The organism is Vibrio sp. 1249-1 (assembly GCF_033340495.1).
Genome location: NZ_JAWOWJ010000008.1, coordinates 47,574 through 62,195, shown reverse-complemented (window position 1 = coordinate 62,195; position 14,622 = coordinate 47,574). Strand labels below are relative to the sequence as shown.

General features: G+C 44.6%; 19 protein-coding genes. 5 read left to right on the top strand and 14 right to left on the bottom strand.

The features are described 5' to 3' along the window. Positions 1 to 16 precede the first annotated feature (16 nt). From R7Z50_RS15620 to R7Z50_RS15605, 4 genes are read right to left on the bottom strand one after another with little or no spacing between them, the layout of a single operon-like run. The gene (locus R7Z50_RS15620) at positions 17 to 1,087 is read right to left on the bottom strand and encodes an AI-2E family transporter (RefSeq protein WP_005379202.1); all 1,071 of its coding nucleotides are present in this window, start codon (positions 1,085 to 1,087) and stop codon (positions 17 to 19) included. Positions 1,088 to 1,132: 45 nt separating this feature from the next. Next, positions 1,133 to 1,459, bottom strand: a complete 327-nt coding sequence (locus R7Z50_RS15615; RefSeq protein ID WP_086046426.1) for a hypothetical protein — start codon at positions 1,457 to 1,459, stop codon at positions 1,133 to 1,135. After that, positions 1,449 to 1,961 carry a phage holin family protein gene (locus R7Z50_RS15610; RefSeq protein WP_318149143.1) on the bottom strand — a complete coding sequence of 171 codons (513 nt, stop codon included), beginning with the start codon at positions 1,959 to 1,961 and terminating at the stop codon, positions 1,449 to 1,451. Before R7Z50_RS15610 ends, R7Z50_RS15615 begins: the two co-directional genes overlap by 11 nt. A 48-nt stretch (positions 1,962 to 2,009) precedes the next feature. Beyond that, on the bottom strand, positions 2,010 to 2,258 hold the full coding sequence (locus R7Z50_RS15605) for a hypothetical protein (protein ID WP_005379196.1): 249 nt from the start codon (positions 2,256 to 2,258) through the stop codon (positions 2,010 to 2,012). 361 nt (positions 2,259 to 2,619) lie between these two features. Here R7Z50_RS15605 and R7Z50_RS15600 point away from each other — a divergent pair, with 361 nt between their 5' ends. After that, on the top strand, positions 2,620 to 3,057 hold the full coding sequence (locus R7Z50_RS15600) for a DUF2383 domain-containing protein (RefSeq protein ID WP_005379194.1): 438 nt from the start codon (positions 2,620 to 2,622) through the stop codon (positions 3,055 to 3,057). Positions 3,058 to 3,205: 148 nt separating this feature from the next. Continuing rightward, positions 3,206 to 3,604: a hypothetical protein gene (locus tag R7Z50_RS15595; protein WP_005379193.1), complete on the top strand. Its 399-nt coding sequence runs from the start codon at positions 3,206 to 3,208 to the stop codon at positions 3,602 to 3,604. Between the two features lie 201 nt (positions 3,605 to 3,805). Here R7Z50_RS15595 and R7Z50_RS15590 read toward each other — a convergent pair whose 3' ends face one another. From R7Z50_RS15590 to R7Z50_RS15570, 5 genes are all read right to left on the bottom strand, one after another. Further along, positions 3,806 to 5,470: a diacylglycerol kinase family protein gene (locus tag R7Z50_RS15590; protein ID WP_053303419.1), complete on the bottom strand. Its 1,665-nt coding sequence runs from the start codon at positions 5,468 to 5,470 to the stop codon at positions 3,806 to 3,808. A gap of 144 nt (positions 5,471 to 5,614) precedes the next feature. Beyond that, a complete protein-coding gene (locus tag R7Z50_RS15585; RefSeq protein WP_005379185.1) occupies positions 5,615 to 6,046 on the bottom strand; it encodes a hemerythrin domain-containing protein in 432 nt (143 codons plus the stop codon). A gap of 104 nt (positions 6,047 to 6,150) precedes the next feature. Beyond that, positions 6,151 to 6,348 (bottom strand): hypothetical protein, encoded by a 198-nt coding sequence (locus R7Z50_RS15580; RefSeq protein ID WP_005379178.1) that lies wholly within the window; start codon positions 6,346 to 6,348, stop codon positions 6,151 to 6,153. A gap of 8 nt (positions 6,349 to 6,356) precedes the next feature. Further along, positions 6,357 to 6,533: a DUF1328 family protein gene (locus tag R7Z50_RS15575; RefSeq protein WP_005379177.1), complete on the bottom strand. Its 177-nt coding sequence runs from the start codon at positions 6,531 to 6,533 to the stop codon at positions 6,357 to 6,359. Between the two features lie 45 nt (positions 6,534 to 6,578). After that, a complete protein-coding gene (locus R7Z50_RS15570; RefSeq protein WP_005379174.1) occupies positions 6,579 to 7,130 on the bottom strand; it encodes a BON domain-containing protein in 552 nt (183 codons plus the stop codon). Between the two features lie 436 nt (positions 7,131 to 7,566). On the opposite strand from R7Z50_RS15570, the gene R7Z50_RS15565 reads away from it, so the two are divergent. Further along, positions 7,567 to 8,910 carry a sigma-54 interaction domain-containing protein gene (locus R7Z50_RS15565; RefSeq protein ID WP_005382945.1) on the top strand — a complete coding sequence of 448 codons (1,344 nt, stop codon included), beginning with the start codon at positions 7,567 to 7,569 and terminating at the stop codon, positions 8,908 to 8,910. Positions 8,911 to 9,003: 93 nt separating this feature from the next. Here the strand turns inward: R7Z50_RS15565 and R7Z50_RS15560 are convergent, their stop codons facing one another. The 3 genes from R7Z50_RS15560 to ftnA form a co-directional block, all read right to left on the bottom strand. Further along, positions 9,004 to 10,197, bottom strand: coding sequence for an NAD(P)/FAD-dependent oxidoreductase (locus R7Z50_RS15560; protein ID WP_065274997.1), 1,194 nt, complete (start codon positions 10,195 to 10,197; stop codon positions 9,004 to 9,006). Between the two features lie 179 nt (positions 10,198 to 10,376). Next, positions 10,377 to 10,700: a universal stress protein UspB gene (gene uspB, locus R7Z50_RS15555; RefSeq protein ID WP_005379169.1), complete on the bottom strand. Its 324-nt coding sequence runs from the start codon at positions 10,698 to 10,700 to the stop codon at positions 10,377 to 10,379. 91 nt (positions 10,701 to 10,791) lie between these two features. Further along, entirely contained in the window at positions 10,792 to 11,319 is a 528-nt protein-coding gene (gene ftnA, locus R7Z50_RS15550) for a non-heme ferritin (RefSeq protein WP_005379167.1), read from the bottom strand. Positions 11,320 to 11,601: 282 nt separating this feature from the next. Between ftnA and uspA the strand changes: the two genes are divergently transcribed. Both uspA and R7Z50_RS15540 read left to right on the top strand, forming a co-directional pair. Next, the gene (uspA, locus tag R7Z50_RS15545; protein ID WP_005379165.1) at positions 11,602 to 12,027 is read left to right on the top strand and encodes a universal stress protein UspA; all 426 of its coding nucleotides are present in this window, start codon (positions 11,602 to 11,604) and stop codon (positions 12,025 to 12,027) included. 64 nt (positions 12,028 to 12,091) lie between these two features. Continuing rightward, entirely contained in the window at positions 12,092 to 12,970 is an 879-nt protein-coding gene (locus R7Z50_RS15540) for a carboxylate/amino acid/amine transporter (RefSeq protein ID WP_158159532.1), read from the top strand. Positions 12,971 to 13,042: 72 nt separating this feature from the next. Here the strand turns inward: R7Z50_RS15540 and R7Z50_RS15535 are convergent, their stop codons facing one another. Together R7Z50_RS15535 and R7Z50_RS15530 are read right to left on the bottom strand one after the other, a co-directional pair. After that, a complete protein-coding gene (locus tag R7Z50_RS15535) occupies positions 13,043 to 13,615 on the bottom strand; it encodes a hypothetical protein (RefSeq protein ID WP_005379163.1) in 573 nt (190 codons plus the stop codon). A 186-nt stretch (positions 13,616 to 13,801) separates the two neighbouring features. Then, the gene (locus R7Z50_RS15530; RefSeq protein ID WP_005379162.1) at positions 13,802 to 14,581 is read right to left on the bottom strand and encodes a class I SAM-dependent methyltransferase; all 780 of its coding nucleotides are present in this window, start codon (positions 14,579 to 14,581) and stop codon (positions 13,802 to 13,804) included. Between the last annotated feature and the right edge of the window lie 41 nt (positions 14,582 to 14,622).

Below are 14,622 nucleotides of genomic sequence, written 5' to 3'. Positions count from 1 at the left end.
CAGCTTGCTCCTCAAGTCACTCTCGCGGTGCCACGTCCGCGGAGGTGATTTGTTTTGCTTGATTTTGGGTTGATTGGCATAGCTCTAGACGATCAACCAAAATATTGATACAAACCAGCAACGGCACACCGATCAATAGTCCCATTCCGCCCCAAAGCCAGCCCCAAAAAACAAGCCAAACAAAAATCACTAACGGGTTTAAGTTAAACCTTTTCCCCAATAGTGTTGGTGTAACAAACTGACTTTCAATCAAATTGAGCAGTAAATAGATAGACACCACCGTCAGCATAAAACTGACCGACTCCAACTGAAGATAAGCAACAAAGCCAAAGCTCACCATGGATATGACAGGGCCGAGGTACGGCGCAAAATTCATCACGCCTGCAAATGCGCCCCATAGAAATGGATCTTCAAGGCCTAGAACAAAAAACACGGCCCCAACACTCAACCCCAGCCCCGCATTCACTAAAGTGATGGTGCCAATGTATCGAGATAGGTCTTTCTGTAGCGCTTTGACCAATTCAATCGCTTGGCGCTGTTTGGCGAACCCATGTAAGTAAGACACTGACTTTCGAAATAAGCTTCGTCCATGATTGAGCATAAAGTAAACCATAAACAGCACGATCATCGCTTGTGTCAAAATCGTCGGCGTAGTGGTCGCGAGCGTTTTTACCAAAGAAAATACGGTGTTGTTCCCGACCTCATCCATACTCATATCGTTGGCGATATTCAATGGAGTATTAAGGTGATCAGCCGAAGCTTTAGTAACTTCGCTTACTTCTTGCGACACATTTTTCACGATACTGGGCAGCTCAGACCACCATTGCTTGGCGGGCTCCGACATGGCGGCAAGACCAATAATTGAGGCGCCAACTAGAAATGACAGCGTCAACACGACGGTAATAGCACGTGGTAAGCCTTTGTCTTCAAGATAATTAATGAAAGGGCTGCACAGCAGAGAAATAAAGGTGCTAAGCACAATAGGTAACAATATTGGCTTGGCAAAATACAGCCCTGGGACGAGTAACAGGACGAGAAGCGTTGCACCAATCGCAGTGTTGGCAGGAATGTTCAATTTCGCTGTCATAATAAGCTCAGAATCGGTAAGAAAACTTTGCGGTGAAATCCGCTATTAGAGTGGTTCGCCCTCTGTCGTCGCAGCGTTGCTTACTTGTGTTGCTGCATTTCCATTTTGCTCCGCACCTGACTCATCCAGAGAAGCTGCCGCGACCGGCTTTGTGAGCGAATCGGTAATATCAGACACGCTGCTAACCAATAGCCCCATCGACGAAATAGAAGAAGTCAGTCGAGACAATCGACCTGCTTTTGCTGCGGTAACGGCAACGACAGCACTAATGCCTAATGTCGTCCAAGGGTTTTCTCTCACAAACTTCTTGGTGGTAAACGTGAACATTTCCATCGACAAACAGCATTGCTCTAGAGACGCTTTACCTTCCATCCGCTTGATCCGCATGGCTCGATTGAGCTTTTGTAGCGAGCGCATCCCACCCCTCCTGTAATTGTTCTGTCGTATTTTTGAATCCAAGAAATCCAACTAAACGCTTCTGCCACCAGGCTAAAGCAAATAATGCCAAGCCTAATGATGTGATAAATACACCCACGGCAACATATATGTTGGCAGTTAACTGATAAGCCACCACCCCAGAGGCAAGGCACAAACTGAATACGAACAATACCGACAATAGGGTAAAAACAACGGTACACAGCAAAATCTGACGCACTGCGGACACGTTAACTTTCATCTCCAAGAGGAACAAATCCAACGTTGAACCTGACCATGCTTTTAGCGATTTCGTCAGTTGGTCCAATTGCGCAAGAATGCTGCTCAAACCATTAATGGTTTGTTGGATATCCTGTTCTTCTGCCCCATCAGGGGCTCGGCCGCTGTCTGAAGCCGCCGAGCCTGATTGCTGATTGGTAACTTGCCCTGAGTTATTCATGTGAAGCCTCGCCTTTCTGTTGTGTGGCTTAATCCTTGGTGACCACTATTATTTGATCAGCTTCGAAACCGCCCAACCAGCAAGGAAGGCACAGCCTATGCTCAGCAATGGGCGCTCCTTGATTACATTTTCTGCCGACTTAGTCGCCTGCTGAACTTGCTGTGCACCGACATCCAGCTTCTCTTTGGCTTGGTCTTTCATCGCGCCAACGGCTTCCGTCGTGGCTTGTTCCGCTAAGTGATATGCTTCTTCTAACTGCTCTTGAGGTTTTACTGTGCTTTCTTTTGTAGTAGCCATAACTAGCCTCCATTAATGAGTTGAATAGTGAATCAAGTGAAACAATGTTTGACCTCACTTACTCCCTACAAAGCCATATCCATGCCAGAATTTTAAGTTATTGTTTTTTATTAATTTTATTTTCATTTCGATAAAAAGCCGTATCTGTACGTGTAATTCTTTCCAAGCTTTCCCCGCCATTCTTGTAATTTTTTCTTAGCGCCTTACCGACTGTTAGCAAGTTATTGCAAAAAAAGACATTAAGTCACTGATTAATAAGACTTAAAATTCATTGGCATACAACCTGCAATTAAGGATGAAACATCGTGTTTGTATTCCATACGCTCAAACACCCCTATCACCAGTAAATAAGGAGTGGCATATGAAAAATGAAAACATCGCCTCAATCATTGAGCTTATCGAAAGCGGAAATGAAATTTACAACAAGGCCATCGAGAACATTGACAACACTTCTTTGAATAATGTGTTGGTAGAACTGCTCAGAGTACGTGAGCGTGCAGTCATTGAGCTCACTCCCTACTCTCTAGCAAGTAACAATGAAGAATCTGCCGACGACACTCCGGTTTCCTACACCATCAAGGCGCGTGAGGTCTACAGCGACGTGATGAAGGAAGTGTCCTCTGACAAAGAGTCTATGTATTTAGAACAGCTTGAAGGTGTCGAAAGCAAGGTACTCAAAGAGATTGAGAATTTGATTACTTCCCACCCAGAGCAGGCGGATAACTCGGTTCTGCTGAAAGTTCGTAGCGATATAAAAAGCTGCAAAGAAAAACTCAGCAGCATCAGCCTTATTAGCTAAAACTTGGTGGTCGCCTTTGCAATAAAGCTCGGTATTGATCAAAGAAATGGCCAACTTGCTTTGGCCATTTCTGACAAGCCCACAGGCGCATTAACATAACCATCACGAGAAATGTCCCACGACAATAGTCATAAATAAAGAGGTCACTATGACATTGGATAACAATCGAGTAAGGGAGCTACTCGTAAAAATGACACACCATCGCCAAACGTGTTTGCCTCTCGTTAACCCGCAATCACATATGACACTCGCAAGAGCGGCATATCGATTCGTGAAAATAGAAAAAGTGATGATCAAAAAGATGGCGAAGCTGTTTTTCGACCAAGATGGTGAACAATTCATTGCAGAAAATGCCACCGAATACGGCGTTGCCGAGCTAGGTAATTACAAAGAAATGCATTTTATGAATAAATTACTGTTAGATGATTTAAAAGCCCTGCTTAGAGCCATTGACGACACCAACTTAACCGCACTTGTTTCTTATTGGTTAGCTGCTTTACAAGTTGAAAACGATGAAATTGAAAAGCACTTACCTCAGGGTGAGTAATTATACTCGCCCTTCTTTCTTCACTTTGTTTAACCCTCATCCCCAATCAACCTAATAAAAAGGTGCAGATAGACAAAAGCCGCTGCATCTACGCAGCGACCTTAATAGCCTTTTTACGACGCACACCAAATCATCAAACAACACAGAAAAAGCGCCATGTAGAATACGAAGCAAATGGCGCGTTATCCGCGGATTACAGTGTTAAAGCGAAGCTGATTTACGTCTCTGGCTTGGAACAAATACGTTCAATGACTTTGGACGCAGCTTGATTGCTAGTTGCTCATCAGAATACAGTTCACCATCAATCACATACTCAATCGGTTTATTCGCAGAAATAGTGACGCTCTGAGCCGTCGCGTATTGAAAATGTGTCGATTCTTCCTGTGCACCTACGCTCGTTAATGTCAGATCCGACAAGGCGATAAGACGTCCGCCTAAAGACTCGGTGTTATCTAAATATGTGATATGCAGCTTGCCATCATCAGGCTGCGGCGCATCACCACCTTGGGCAAGCAACGTACTAAATGGAGCGATATTCGCAACGACAAAACTATGGACTTCAAGCGTTTGTGTATTATTGTCGTGGTTTCCATCTTCAGTTGGAGCGTCTAACGAAACGGTTAAAGCTTGCGTTTCTTCCGCCACTACAGCATTAAAAAAGCCAGTGAGGTAAGCGAGTTGTCCAAAAACATTTTTCTCTTCTCGCTGAGCGTGCTCGATCATCTTCTGTTCTAGCCCAATACCTAAGACCAATAAAATAAGCCGCTGATTGCAGTCCGCAGTATCAATACGTTGGCAGTGTCCGCCAAGCAACGCTTCACACGCTTTTTCGACCGGTGAGAATTTGGCGCCAACGCCATAGAGCACATGACATAACGCATTGGCAGTTCCGAGCGGAACAATACCGAGTTTTAGGTCGGTATCCACCAATTGGCTAGCCACCTCTGTTACTGTGCCATCGCCACCAGCTACGATGATTTGCTTAGCTCCACTTTCTTTTGCCTGTTGTGTTAGCTGCTCGGCGCTGAGGTTTGTGGTGGTTTGATGAATACTCAAGCGATATTTTTTGGTTAGCTCACGAATCAAGTGCTGTTCGTTTTCCTCCCATTTGCCGCCACCTGAAACAGGGTTAACCACCATCCAAGTGGATTGATCCAGCCCCAGTACGCCTTTTTCACTGATCGCTCGTAACGTCCTAATCTGTAATTTATTTAATCTCGCGGTACTACGTACGTCATTGATTTTTTTCATCACAGATTCAACCGTCAGTGACGGGTCTTTGCTCAGTAAATACGCCGCCACAACAAACACTGAACGACCACGCCCTAACGCACAATGCACAACCACAGCCCGCGAGCACGAGATTTGAGTATCAATCCAGTTAATCGCATGGCGAAGGCGCTCTAGCGTTGGGGCTTTGTGGTCGAGTACCGGAATCGAAAGGTAATGAAACTGCTTGTCGGTCATCGCACTTTCAAGGCCTGCAAATTCTGCGGTGACATCGACAATACAAGAGATCTCATTGGATTCGAGAAAATCTAAGTCACTCTGAAACAAACGGCGAGATAGGTATAAATTGTCGCTGACTTTTTGGATTGGAGGCACAGTATCACGCCGTCTTTCCCAGGCGTTATACGCTCTAGCCCCCAATAAAAATGGAATGAATGCCCAGCGAATCCACCTGACAATCTTGCCATCTTGGTTTTTTCTAAAAATAGAGGGAATGTCGAATACGTAGGCTACGCTGACCAACGCTAAAGAAAGAGATATCCACAAGAACAGCAGACTAACGATAATTTGAGGCGTATAGATAGCGGCCAATAAACTGATCAGAGCGCCAAGAATATAATATTTGATGATAAACATTCGCTCTCCTTGCCTTCAGCGAGTGCACTTTTTAGTGGAAGTTAGAATACGCGGGGGATTGAGCTTGGATACATGAACTTGAGTAAACGCCTTGATTGAGTGCCTTCCCGTGCCGAAATGGCACGAAAAGGTCCAACACTCTACCTAGCTTGCCATCTCTTCAACATAACCATCCGCTAGTTTCATTTTCTGCTTATCGGTCATTACCTTACCGGCTAACTGGAAGAAACGCTGCTCTTCTTCCTCAAGATGGTGCAACACTTTGTGACGCAAGGTTTTCATTAGGTTGAGCCACGCTGGCGAGCTCATATCGGTTGCATCAAGCTGTGCAATCACTTTATCAATTTCATGATGCTCTGCGATGCCATGGCGAGTGAGATCAATGGTCTTATCGCTATCTATTAAAGGCGCGTAGAAAAATCGCTCTTCTGCCGCTGCGTGCTGTTCGAGTTCCTCTTTAAGGTTGTGGTAAAACTCTTCACGAGCGGGGGAATCTCCAGACGTTTCCATCAGAGCATCGAGTAAAAGGCGCTGCTTTTCATGACTCTCTTTCAGTACATCAAATATGTTTTTCATCTTTGACTCCTTATCTGATTGTAAACAATTGGGACAAAAGGAAGGGCGGTGATTGACCGCCCCTCTCTTACATAGCTATGCGTAAAAAACCTAACCTAATTCGGCTAACAGTCTTGGTCTTCAGCGTTTAGGTTTTCTTTAATGTTTTCACATTCATCTTCAATCGCATTTTGGGTTTCTTCGGCGGCTTCATCTATCTTTTTGCCGGCCTGTTCCATTGGCCCTTCTTCACTACAAGCTGCCAACGCAAACACCAAACCGAATACTGCGGCGATACGGTAAATAAATGACGTAAGTCGCATGGAATCTCCTATCTATTTACGTTTTTTCTTCCCAGTAGAACAATCACTATTGATACAATTAATGACAGTAGGAATAGGTAAAATATCACTTGCGCGATAGAGGCAGCAGCTCCTGCAATACCGGTAAAGCCTAATAGTGCAGAAATTAGTGCCAGTGCCAGAAAAATAAACATCCAACGAACCATAGTGTTACCTCCTAATAAAAGTGGGTTAAATCACTCGGCTCGCTATTATTGAACCACTTCTAGCTTATCAATCACCTTATTTACGTCATTGGTGTTATTTGCAATTGAAATTGCAAGATCATGCTCCGCATCTGAATTAACTTTACCTGCCAACGTTACCGTTTTGCGTTCTGTCGTTACATCAATATCCGTACCACTCACATTGGTATCCATTAGTAGGCGCGTTTTAACTATAGTCGTGATTTTAGAATCGGTCAGTGTAGCTAAAGCTTCTGAATCAGTTTCTTTCTTGCCTTCATTCACTACTGACAATTCGTTGTTTACTTTTTTCACACCATCAAGACCAGTAACAAGCTCTTCGGCAAGTGATTTTTCAAGATCATTGTTTACCGAACCAGAAAGGGTAACGACCTGATTCTCTACATCGGTATTGATATCAAAAGAGTTGAGATTGCTGTTTAGCAGTAGTGTGGTTTCAGCTTTACCATCTAGCCAAGCGTCCATGGATTCTTTTTCCCATTTATCACTCGCTAAGACTGCTGTAGATGAAGTAGCAAGAACTGACGTAAGTACAATTTTAGCTGCGATGTTATTCATGGTAATTCTCCTTTATTGACGTTGCACTTCCCTAGGAGCAAACCATGTGCCAACTTTATAACTCATTGTTTTTAAGTGACTAATAAAGGAAAGAGGTAAAAATGAGATGAGCAATAAAGTATAAGCATGAATTATTTACACGTAAAAAATGTAATTTTTAATCGGTGATAAAGCCTCCGCCACTTGTGCAGAAATAACCTGATAAAACAGAAAGGCTATTTCTCCAGAATCAATTAATAGCAAAATTATTATTTTAAAAATAAAAATCTGAACAAAAGGAAATATCTACTGATGGCTCTCACCGATATATATCAAAAAGGGGCTAACAACATAAAAATACCGAACAAATCCTTAAATCTATGCTGACAATATTTTGTCTTGTGAAGTGAGAATAATCCACGTACATTGTTTCTGTCATAGTAAAGAGGACATTTCTATGTCGATGCCAAGCCTGTTTCTAAGAATACAAGATCCATCACTTAAAAATGCCATCGCTTCTTGCCAGGAACTGAACAAATTTCGTCTGCATGACATCGATGCCGCAGACCAATGGATTGAAGATTTCCTACAACTCAAACCGGAAGTTGCGATTGTTGAAGTCGCCCACTTTACTAGTGCAGATTATCAACGTCTTTCTAATATCGAAGACATCTACGATATGGACTTGATCATCATTAGCTCAGGCGCTCCAAACGAGAACTTGGATAAGCTGATGAACTTGGGTGCTATTTTTCACTACAGAAAGCCCGTTGATATTGCCATTCTGACGGACACCCTGAGCGAAGTCAGCCAGTACTATCAACACAAACAAGATCAAGGGCGTAAAGTGTCCACCAGCGATCTTGACCAATTTGGTCTTTTGGTCGGCTCTTCCTCTCCGATGCATCAGCTCTATCGTATGATCAGGCGCGTTGCTAAAACAGAAGCCAACGTCCTTATTGTCGGTGAAAGTGGATCAGGCAAAGAACTGGTGGCGCAGACCATCCACTTAGCGAGTGAGCGTAAACAACAGCCCTTTATAGCGATTAACTGTGGTGCCATTAGCCCTGAATTGGTTGATAGTGAACTGTTTGGCCATGAGAAAGGCGCTTTTACCGGAGCAAATAAAACTCACCAAGGTGTATTTAAGCAGGCAGAGGGCGGCACCCTATTTTTAGATGAAATCACCGAGATGCCTATCGAGCATCAAGTGAAGCTATTGCGGGTGCTAGAAACCGGAGAGTATCGCCCAGTTGGCAGTAATACGGTTCATATCGCTAATACTCGCATCATTGCTGCTACAAACCGTGATCCTAAAATCGCCATTGAGGAGCAGTTCCTGCGTGAAGATCTGTTTTTCCGCTTATCGCATTTCCCATTAACGATACCGCCACTGCGAGAACGAGGCGGTGATATCGTAGGTCTGGCCAAGCACTTTATTGCGCACCGCAACGCCAATGAGGCAAAAACCAAAACGATTCTTGACTCTGCGATCCAAAAAATCGCTGCACACGACTGGCCAGGTAATGTCCGTGAGCTCAAACACACGATCGAGCGTGCATTCATTTTGGCTGATGACACCATCCGAGATGAACACCTTATCTTCGACACACCACCATTGGAAACAGGCACCAGCATCGAAGACCTTGTTCCGGCGGGCGTTTCGCTAGAAGAGCTAGAAAAAGCCGCCATTCTCAATACCCTTGAAGAGAATCAAGGAAATAAAACGGAATCAGCGCAGGAGTTAGGCATTAGCGTGAAAACGCTCTATAACAAACTCGAAAAGTATCAAGACGAGTAACTCGCTATGGGAATACAAAAAGAGCACTGACTTTTATTCAGTGCTCTTTTTGTATCTTATCTTTTATGCAGTTAGGCTGCGTTTGGTGTTTGATTAAACCCACTGCCCCGCAACAAAGCCGCTCGACCAGCACCACTGAAAATTGTAGCCCCCTAGCCAACCAGTCACATCCATCACTTCACCAATAAAATAAAGCCCTTTAATGTCTTTGCATTCCATGGTTTTCGAGGATAAGTGATCAGTATCGACACCGCCGAGTGTCACTTCCGCGGTTCGGTAGCCTTCAGTGCCATTCGGGGCGATATCCCAATGCTCTAGACGCTCCACAATCGCCGCAAGCTCCTTTTGATTGAACTGTTTTAGCGGTTTATCGACTAGCTCTTTACGTTCAATTAAGACTTCAACCAGACGCTTAGGCAGCACTTTGGCAAGCGTATTCTTGAGTGACTGATTTGGATGCTTCTCACGACTGCGTTCTAATAACTCAGCAACATCATCGTTTGGCACAAGATTGATCAACACCTTTTGTCCGGCCCGCCAGAATGAAGAAATCTGTAACACTGCTGGACCAGATAACCCACGATGTGTGAACAACAGGGCTTCTTTGAACATGGTGCCATCTTCAGCCGTAATTTCCGCAGGTACCGCGATACCAGATAACTCAGCAAAGTCTTCTTTGTCTTCTTTATGCAGAGTAAATGGTACAAGACCTGCCGTGGTTGGGATAACTCGAAGACCAAATTGTTCCGCGACTTTATAACCAAATGGTGTCGCTCCCAGTTTTGGCATCGACAAGCCACCTGTTGCTATAACTAAAGACTCACATTCGACAATCTCAGTACCAGCATGCAAACGAAAGCCTCCATCAATTTTTTCAATCGAATGAACATCGCATTGGTAACGCTGCTCGATGTTCGGCATGTCACACTCAGCTAACAACATCTTCACGATATCTTTGGCCGTAAATGCATCGACACAAAACAACTGGCCGTGATCACGCTCTTCGAACTCAATGCCATGTTTACACACCATCGAGATGAAATCCCAGTTAGTGTATTGGGAGAGCGCCGACTTAACAAAGTGCGGGTTTTGACACAAATAGTGATTAGCTGAAACGTCGTAGTTAGTGAAGTTACAACGACCACCGCCCGAGATAAGGATTTTACGTCCTGGCTTTTTAGCATGATCGAGCACCAAAACACGGCGGCCTCGCTTGCCTGCTTCTGCAGCACACATTAAACCTGCTGCGCCTGCGCCAATTACAACAACATCAAATTTCTTACTCATCGGTAGCTCTTAGACTGATTGGTATCGAATCAAAATAAAAAAGGATGTGCACATTGCACATCCTTGCTTTCTAGGCGCGACATTCTACCGACAAATACCGAAAGGGAAAAGCGCTTAAACTCTAAGCGCTCTGTATGTCCGCAAAATCTCAGACAGAACAACTTCTGGATTATTGACTCTTAAAGAATGAAGGCCGCAAGTAGCGTCACGCCGAGCAACGCAGTCGATAGAACAAACAGTTCACGCACTCTTTCACACTTACCAGTAAAAATTTCATCGTGGTGATGATGATATTCTTTACTTTTAATGTAGTGATACAACCTCACCTGCTTGGTGACGTTTCCATGAGTGGTAAAAAAACCATTACCATCAACTTGCTGATATAACAGCGGATGAGCTTCACGCATGATATAAATTAGAGAACGAAGAGCGGTGAGATACCGGACCATATTAACTCCAGTTACCACCATTAGCGCAAATAAGATTGTGTCTCCACTGATCATCTTTTCCTCCCTACATCTTCAACAATGCTCAAGAGAAAAAGACGACCAACACTTCGTCTTTACCCGCTACTTACAACGTCCCAAAACGCGTTTACGCAGCTGGAGCATCCATGATTGAAGATGAACCTTCTTTCGCCATTTGTGCTAGATCTTTGTCGATGAAGAACAACGCTTTACCGTCTTCACCTACCAGTTCGATCTTATCTAAAATCCCTTTAAACAACTTCTCTTCTTCGTGCTGTTCTGACACGTACCACTGTAGGAAGTTAAACGTTGAGTAGTCTTGGCTAGTAAATGCAACGTGCGCCAGTTTGTTGATTTTTTCCGTTATCATTTGCTCATGTTCAAATGTCTCGCGGAAAACGTCACCTAGGCTCGCAAAGTCATGCTTTGGCGCATCAATAGCGCCTAAGATTGGCATTGAGCCAGTTTCACTCACGTAAGTGAATAGGCGTTGCATGTGCTCCATTTCTTCTACGGCGTGAGCGCGTAAAAATTCAGCCGCACCTTCAAAACCTTTGTCTTCACACCAAGCACTCATTTGTAAGTATAGATTGGATGAGAAAAATTCTAGGTTAATTTGCTCATTCAATTGTTCGACCATAGTTTGAGACAGCATGTTAACTCCTATTATTGTGCATGCAATATACCCAAGTAACCTCGAAATAAGTGACGCTGCGAGAATAGCTTGGTCCGGCAGACACGGCGAAGTTTCACTTCAACTCTAGTCAGTAACACTACGCTTATTTCAGCATATCAAAGTCACTTGGGTATAACGCCACTATAACATGATTACTGAGACAAGACTTTGTACCTACGGCACCGATATGAGATCACTTCAGCAAATTTTTTTTGGGGTTGGTGCTAATCTAAAACTATGACCTTACAAGGAGATAGCAATATGAGTTACAAACACATACTTGTGGCAGTCGACCTTTCAGACGACAGTAAAGTGTTGATTAAGAAAGCCGTATCACTGGCTAAACCTCTGGATGCGAAAGTCTCTTTTATTCACATCGACGTGAACTACGCAGAACTCTACACCGGGCTTATCGATATCAATATGGCAGAAGCGCAACATCAAGCAATGGAAGCATCGCGCACACAATTGGCAAACTTCGCAGAATATGCGCAATACCCAATTGCCCATACTTTAGTCGGTAGTGGCGATTTGAGTAATGAGCTGTGCGATACTATTCAAGACTACAGTATCGATTTGGTGGTTTGTGGTCATCACCAAGATTTCTGGAGCAAGATTCTATCTTCGACTCGACAGCTGATTAACTGCTCACCAGTCGATATGCTGGTCGTACCGCTAAAAGACTGATTGGCGCAGCGATAAAACTTGGTTAGACTGCGGGCACATTTGTTGTTGATAAAGATTCTCATCCATGGCTTATCTATCCGCAGTTACCCTACTTTGGGCATTCTCATTTAGCCTGATCGGCGTTTACCTCGCCGGTCAGGTTGATTCTTGGTTCTCGGTGTTCATGCGCGTGGCACTGGCGAGCCTGGTTTTCATTCCCTTTTTGAAATTCCGTGGCGTTAGCAAACCCCTGATCGCGAAACTGATGACCGTCGGTGGCTTCCAGCTCGGCTTGATGTATTGCTTCTACTACCAATCTTTTTTGCTCCTTTCCGTGCCAGAAGTATTGCTGTTCACCGTATTCACACCCATTTACGTCACGCTCATCTATGACTTCTTGAAAGGTCGCTTTTCACCTTGGTACTTAGTTACCGCAGCAATAGCCGTATTTGGTGCCGCCTGGATTAAATTTGCAGGCATTAATGAAGATTTCCTACTGGGCTTTTTGGTCGTACAAGGAGCAAACCTCTGCTTTGCCATCGGTCAGGTGGGCTACAAATATATCATGGAGAGTGAACCCGTCGATTTGCCACAACACACCGTGTTTGGCTACTTCTACTTAGGTGCACTTTGTGTAGCAACCGTGGCTTTCGCGCTCATGGGTAACCTAGACAAATTACCAACCACTACAACGCAATGGGGCATTCTGACATACCTTGGTTTGATTGCTTCTGGTTTTGGTTACTTTGCTTGGAACAAAGGCGCGACCATGGTGAACGCAGGGGCACTGGCAGTAATGAACAATGCATTGGTTCCGGCGGGCTTGATTGTAAACATTGTGATTTGGAACCGCGATGTTGATGTCATGCGACTCGCCATTGGCGGTGCGATCATCATGCTATCCCTATGGATTAACGAAACCTGGGTGAAAAAGCGCGTCGAAATGAGCTACGCCAAGAAGTAAAGCGACCGCTCCCAACACACATACCGACAATAAAAAACGCTCTCCAACTGGAGAGCGTTTTTTTGGATTAGATTAATGCACTTTGACTTGCGAGCTTGCGCTCATCAACGCCTTGGGCGACGTTGGCAGCAACACTTCTAGTTTCGCATTGCGCGCTTCAAGCTTGCGCTGACGCTTAAGTAACTTTTGTTGTTTTTTCGCCACTTTTAGTAACTTCTTTTGCTGCTTATAGTGCTTTTTCAGTGCTTTTTTCGCTTTCTTGAGCGATTTTTTATCCGCTAAATCAAACCATACTGGTGCGTCGGCTCTTACTGGCTCCAGAGATTTTTCGGCTTGTTTTTTCTCTTTCACACGCTCAACAACACGCTTCACAATCGCGGCTTTTTCGTTGCTTTGTTTAGTGGTCACTGGAATCGCTTGTGATGGCAGAGCTTCAACCAATAAGCCACATGCTTGTTGCTCACTCAATGGCTTGTCTTGGCATTTTTGTGGAGGAATTGCGGCTGGCTTACAAAGGGTATCTTTGGCCGATGAAGAGCGTGCGCAAGAACGACAAACGAATTTTGGTGCGACAACTAAACGATGGATATCACCAAGTTCTGCCGCGATCTGTTTGCGACTCATTTTACATAAACGTTTAGCCATTCTACTACTCCAGCTTCCCAGTTATCGACCGCATCACAACAAGTGAAATAATAATAATTCTTAGTTAGATATACAGTCAGGGAAGGGAATTAGCAAGAGAAAACTATCAATAGAGACGAGGAAAGAGAAGCTGAGTCACAGCACGATACACCATACTGTGACAAGAAAAGTTGAGCCGTCAGGAAGTTATGCCATCGATGCTTTAACGTAGACATCGAAGCGATTTTTTTTCGTTTCAATCGCCATGGTCGGTTTTTTCTCGTTCAGCCAGTTAGCATAGTCTGGGCGTTTAACTACTACACGCTTTGTGGCTAACGCCATGGCTGGTTCTAGTAGGCCATCGGCGTCCAAATCGGCGCCAACCAACGATTGGAAAACGCGCATTTCTTTTTTTACGAGCGCCGACTTCTTTTTATTTTCTGGGTGCGGATACATCGGGTCAAGATACACCACATCTGGCTGGACAAAGTCTTTATCTTGCGCCAATTGTTCCAGCGCATCATGGCTAGAAGCATGGATTAGCGACATGCGCTCAGATACCCAGGTGCCGATTTCTGGGTCTTGTTTCGCTCGATCCAAGCCATCATCTAACAAAGCCGCTACGACTGGATGACGCTCGACCATCTGCACTTTACAACCTAGCGAGGCGAGCACAAACGCATCACGACCAAGACCTGCCGTGCCATCTAACACGGTTGGCGTTGCCCCTTTGTTCAAACCCGCCGCTTTCGCAATTGCCTGGCCTTTACCACCACCGAACTTGCGACGATGACCGACCGCACCACCAATCAAATCCACAAAGATTGCACCCAGCTTTGGCTCATCCACTTTACGTAGCTCCAAACGCTCGGTGGTTAGCACCAAAGCAAAATCGCTATCGTCAGTGTGTGAAAGCTGCCAACGCGCAGCGAGTTCATCAAGATGAGATTGTTGAGACGGGTTTTCACAGATCAATTGCAGTTGCAAAAGGAGGCTCCAATAAAAATCGAGGTAACTGGCGCTGAGTG

Excerpts from the sequence above, each read along its gene's own strand:
- R7Z50_RS15565 (WP_005382945.1), top strand. The coding sequence starts at position 7,567 with ATGTCGATGCCAAGCCTGTTTCTAAGAATACAAGATCCATCACTTAAA.
- R7Z50_RS15610 (WP_318149143.1), bottom strand. The coding sequence starts at position 1,961 with ATGAATAACTCAGGGCAAGTTACCAATCAGCAATCAGGCTCGGCGGCT.
- R7Z50_RS15600 (WP_005379194.1), top strand. The coding sequence starts at position 2,620 with ATGAAAAATGAAAACATCGCCTCAATCATTGAGCTTATCGAAAGCGGA.
- uspA (WP_005379165.1), top strand. The coding sequence starts at position 11,602 with ATGAGTTACAAACACATACTTGTGGCAGTCGACCTTTCAGACGACAGT.
- R7Z50_RS15580 (WP_005379178.1), bottom strand. The coding sequence starts at position 6,348 with ATGCGACTTACGTCATTTATTTACCGTATCGCCGCAGTATTCGGTTTG.
- R7Z50_RS15535 (WP_005379163.1), bottom strand. The coding sequence starts at position 13,615 with ATGGCTAAACGTTTATGTAAAATGAGTCGCAAACAGATCGCGGCAGAA.
- R7Z50_RS15605 (WP_005379196.1), bottom strand. The coding sequence starts at position 2,258 with ATGGCTACTACAAAAGAAAGCACAGTAAAACCTCAAGAGCAGTTAGAA.
- R7Z50_RS15620 (WP_005379202.1), bottom strand. The coding sequence starts at position 1,087 with ATGACAGCGAAATTGAACATTCCTGCCAACACTGCGATTGGTGCAACG.
- R7Z50_RS15585 (WP_005379185.1), bottom strand. The coding sequence starts at position 6,046 with ATGAAAAACATATTTGATGTACTGAAAGAGAGTCATGAAAAGCAGCGC.
- R7Z50_RS15560 (WP_065274997.1), bottom strand. The coding sequence starts at position 10,197 with ATGAGTAAGAAATTTGATGTTGTTGTAATTGGCGCAGGCGCAGCAGGT.
- ftnA (WP_005379167.1), bottom strand. The coding sequence starts at position 11,319 with ATGCTGTCTCAAACTATGGTCGAACAATTGAATGAGCAAATTAACCTA.
- R7Z50_RS15570 (WP_005379174.1), bottom strand. The coding sequence starts at position 7,130 with ATGAATAACATCGCAGCTAAAATTGTACTTACGTCAGTTCTTGCTACT.
- R7Z50_RS15590 (WP_053303419.1), bottom strand. The coding sequence starts at position 5,470 with ATGTTTATCATCAAATATTATATTCTTGGCGCTCTGATCAGTTTATTG.
- R7Z50_RS15615 (WP_086046426.1), bottom strand. The coding sequence starts at position 1,459 with ATGGAAGGTAAAGCGTCTCTAGAGCAATGCTGTTTGTCGATGGAAATG.
- R7Z50_RS15575 (WP_005379177.1), bottom strand. The coding sequence starts at position 6,533 with ATGGTTCGTTGGATGTTTATTTTTCTGGCACTGGCACTAATTTCTGCA.
- R7Z50_RS15595 (WP_005379193.1), top strand. The coding sequence starts at position 3,206 with ATGACATTGGATAACAATCGAGTAAGGGAGCTACTCGTAAAAATGACA.
- R7Z50_RS15540 (WP_158159532.1), top strand. The coding sequence starts at position 12,092 with ATGGCTTATCTATCCGCAGTTACCCTACTTTGGGCATTCTCATTTAGC.
- uspB (WP_005379169.1), bottom strand. The coding sequence starts at position 10,700 with ATGATCAGTGGAGACACAATCTTATTTGCGCTAATGGTGGTAACTGGA.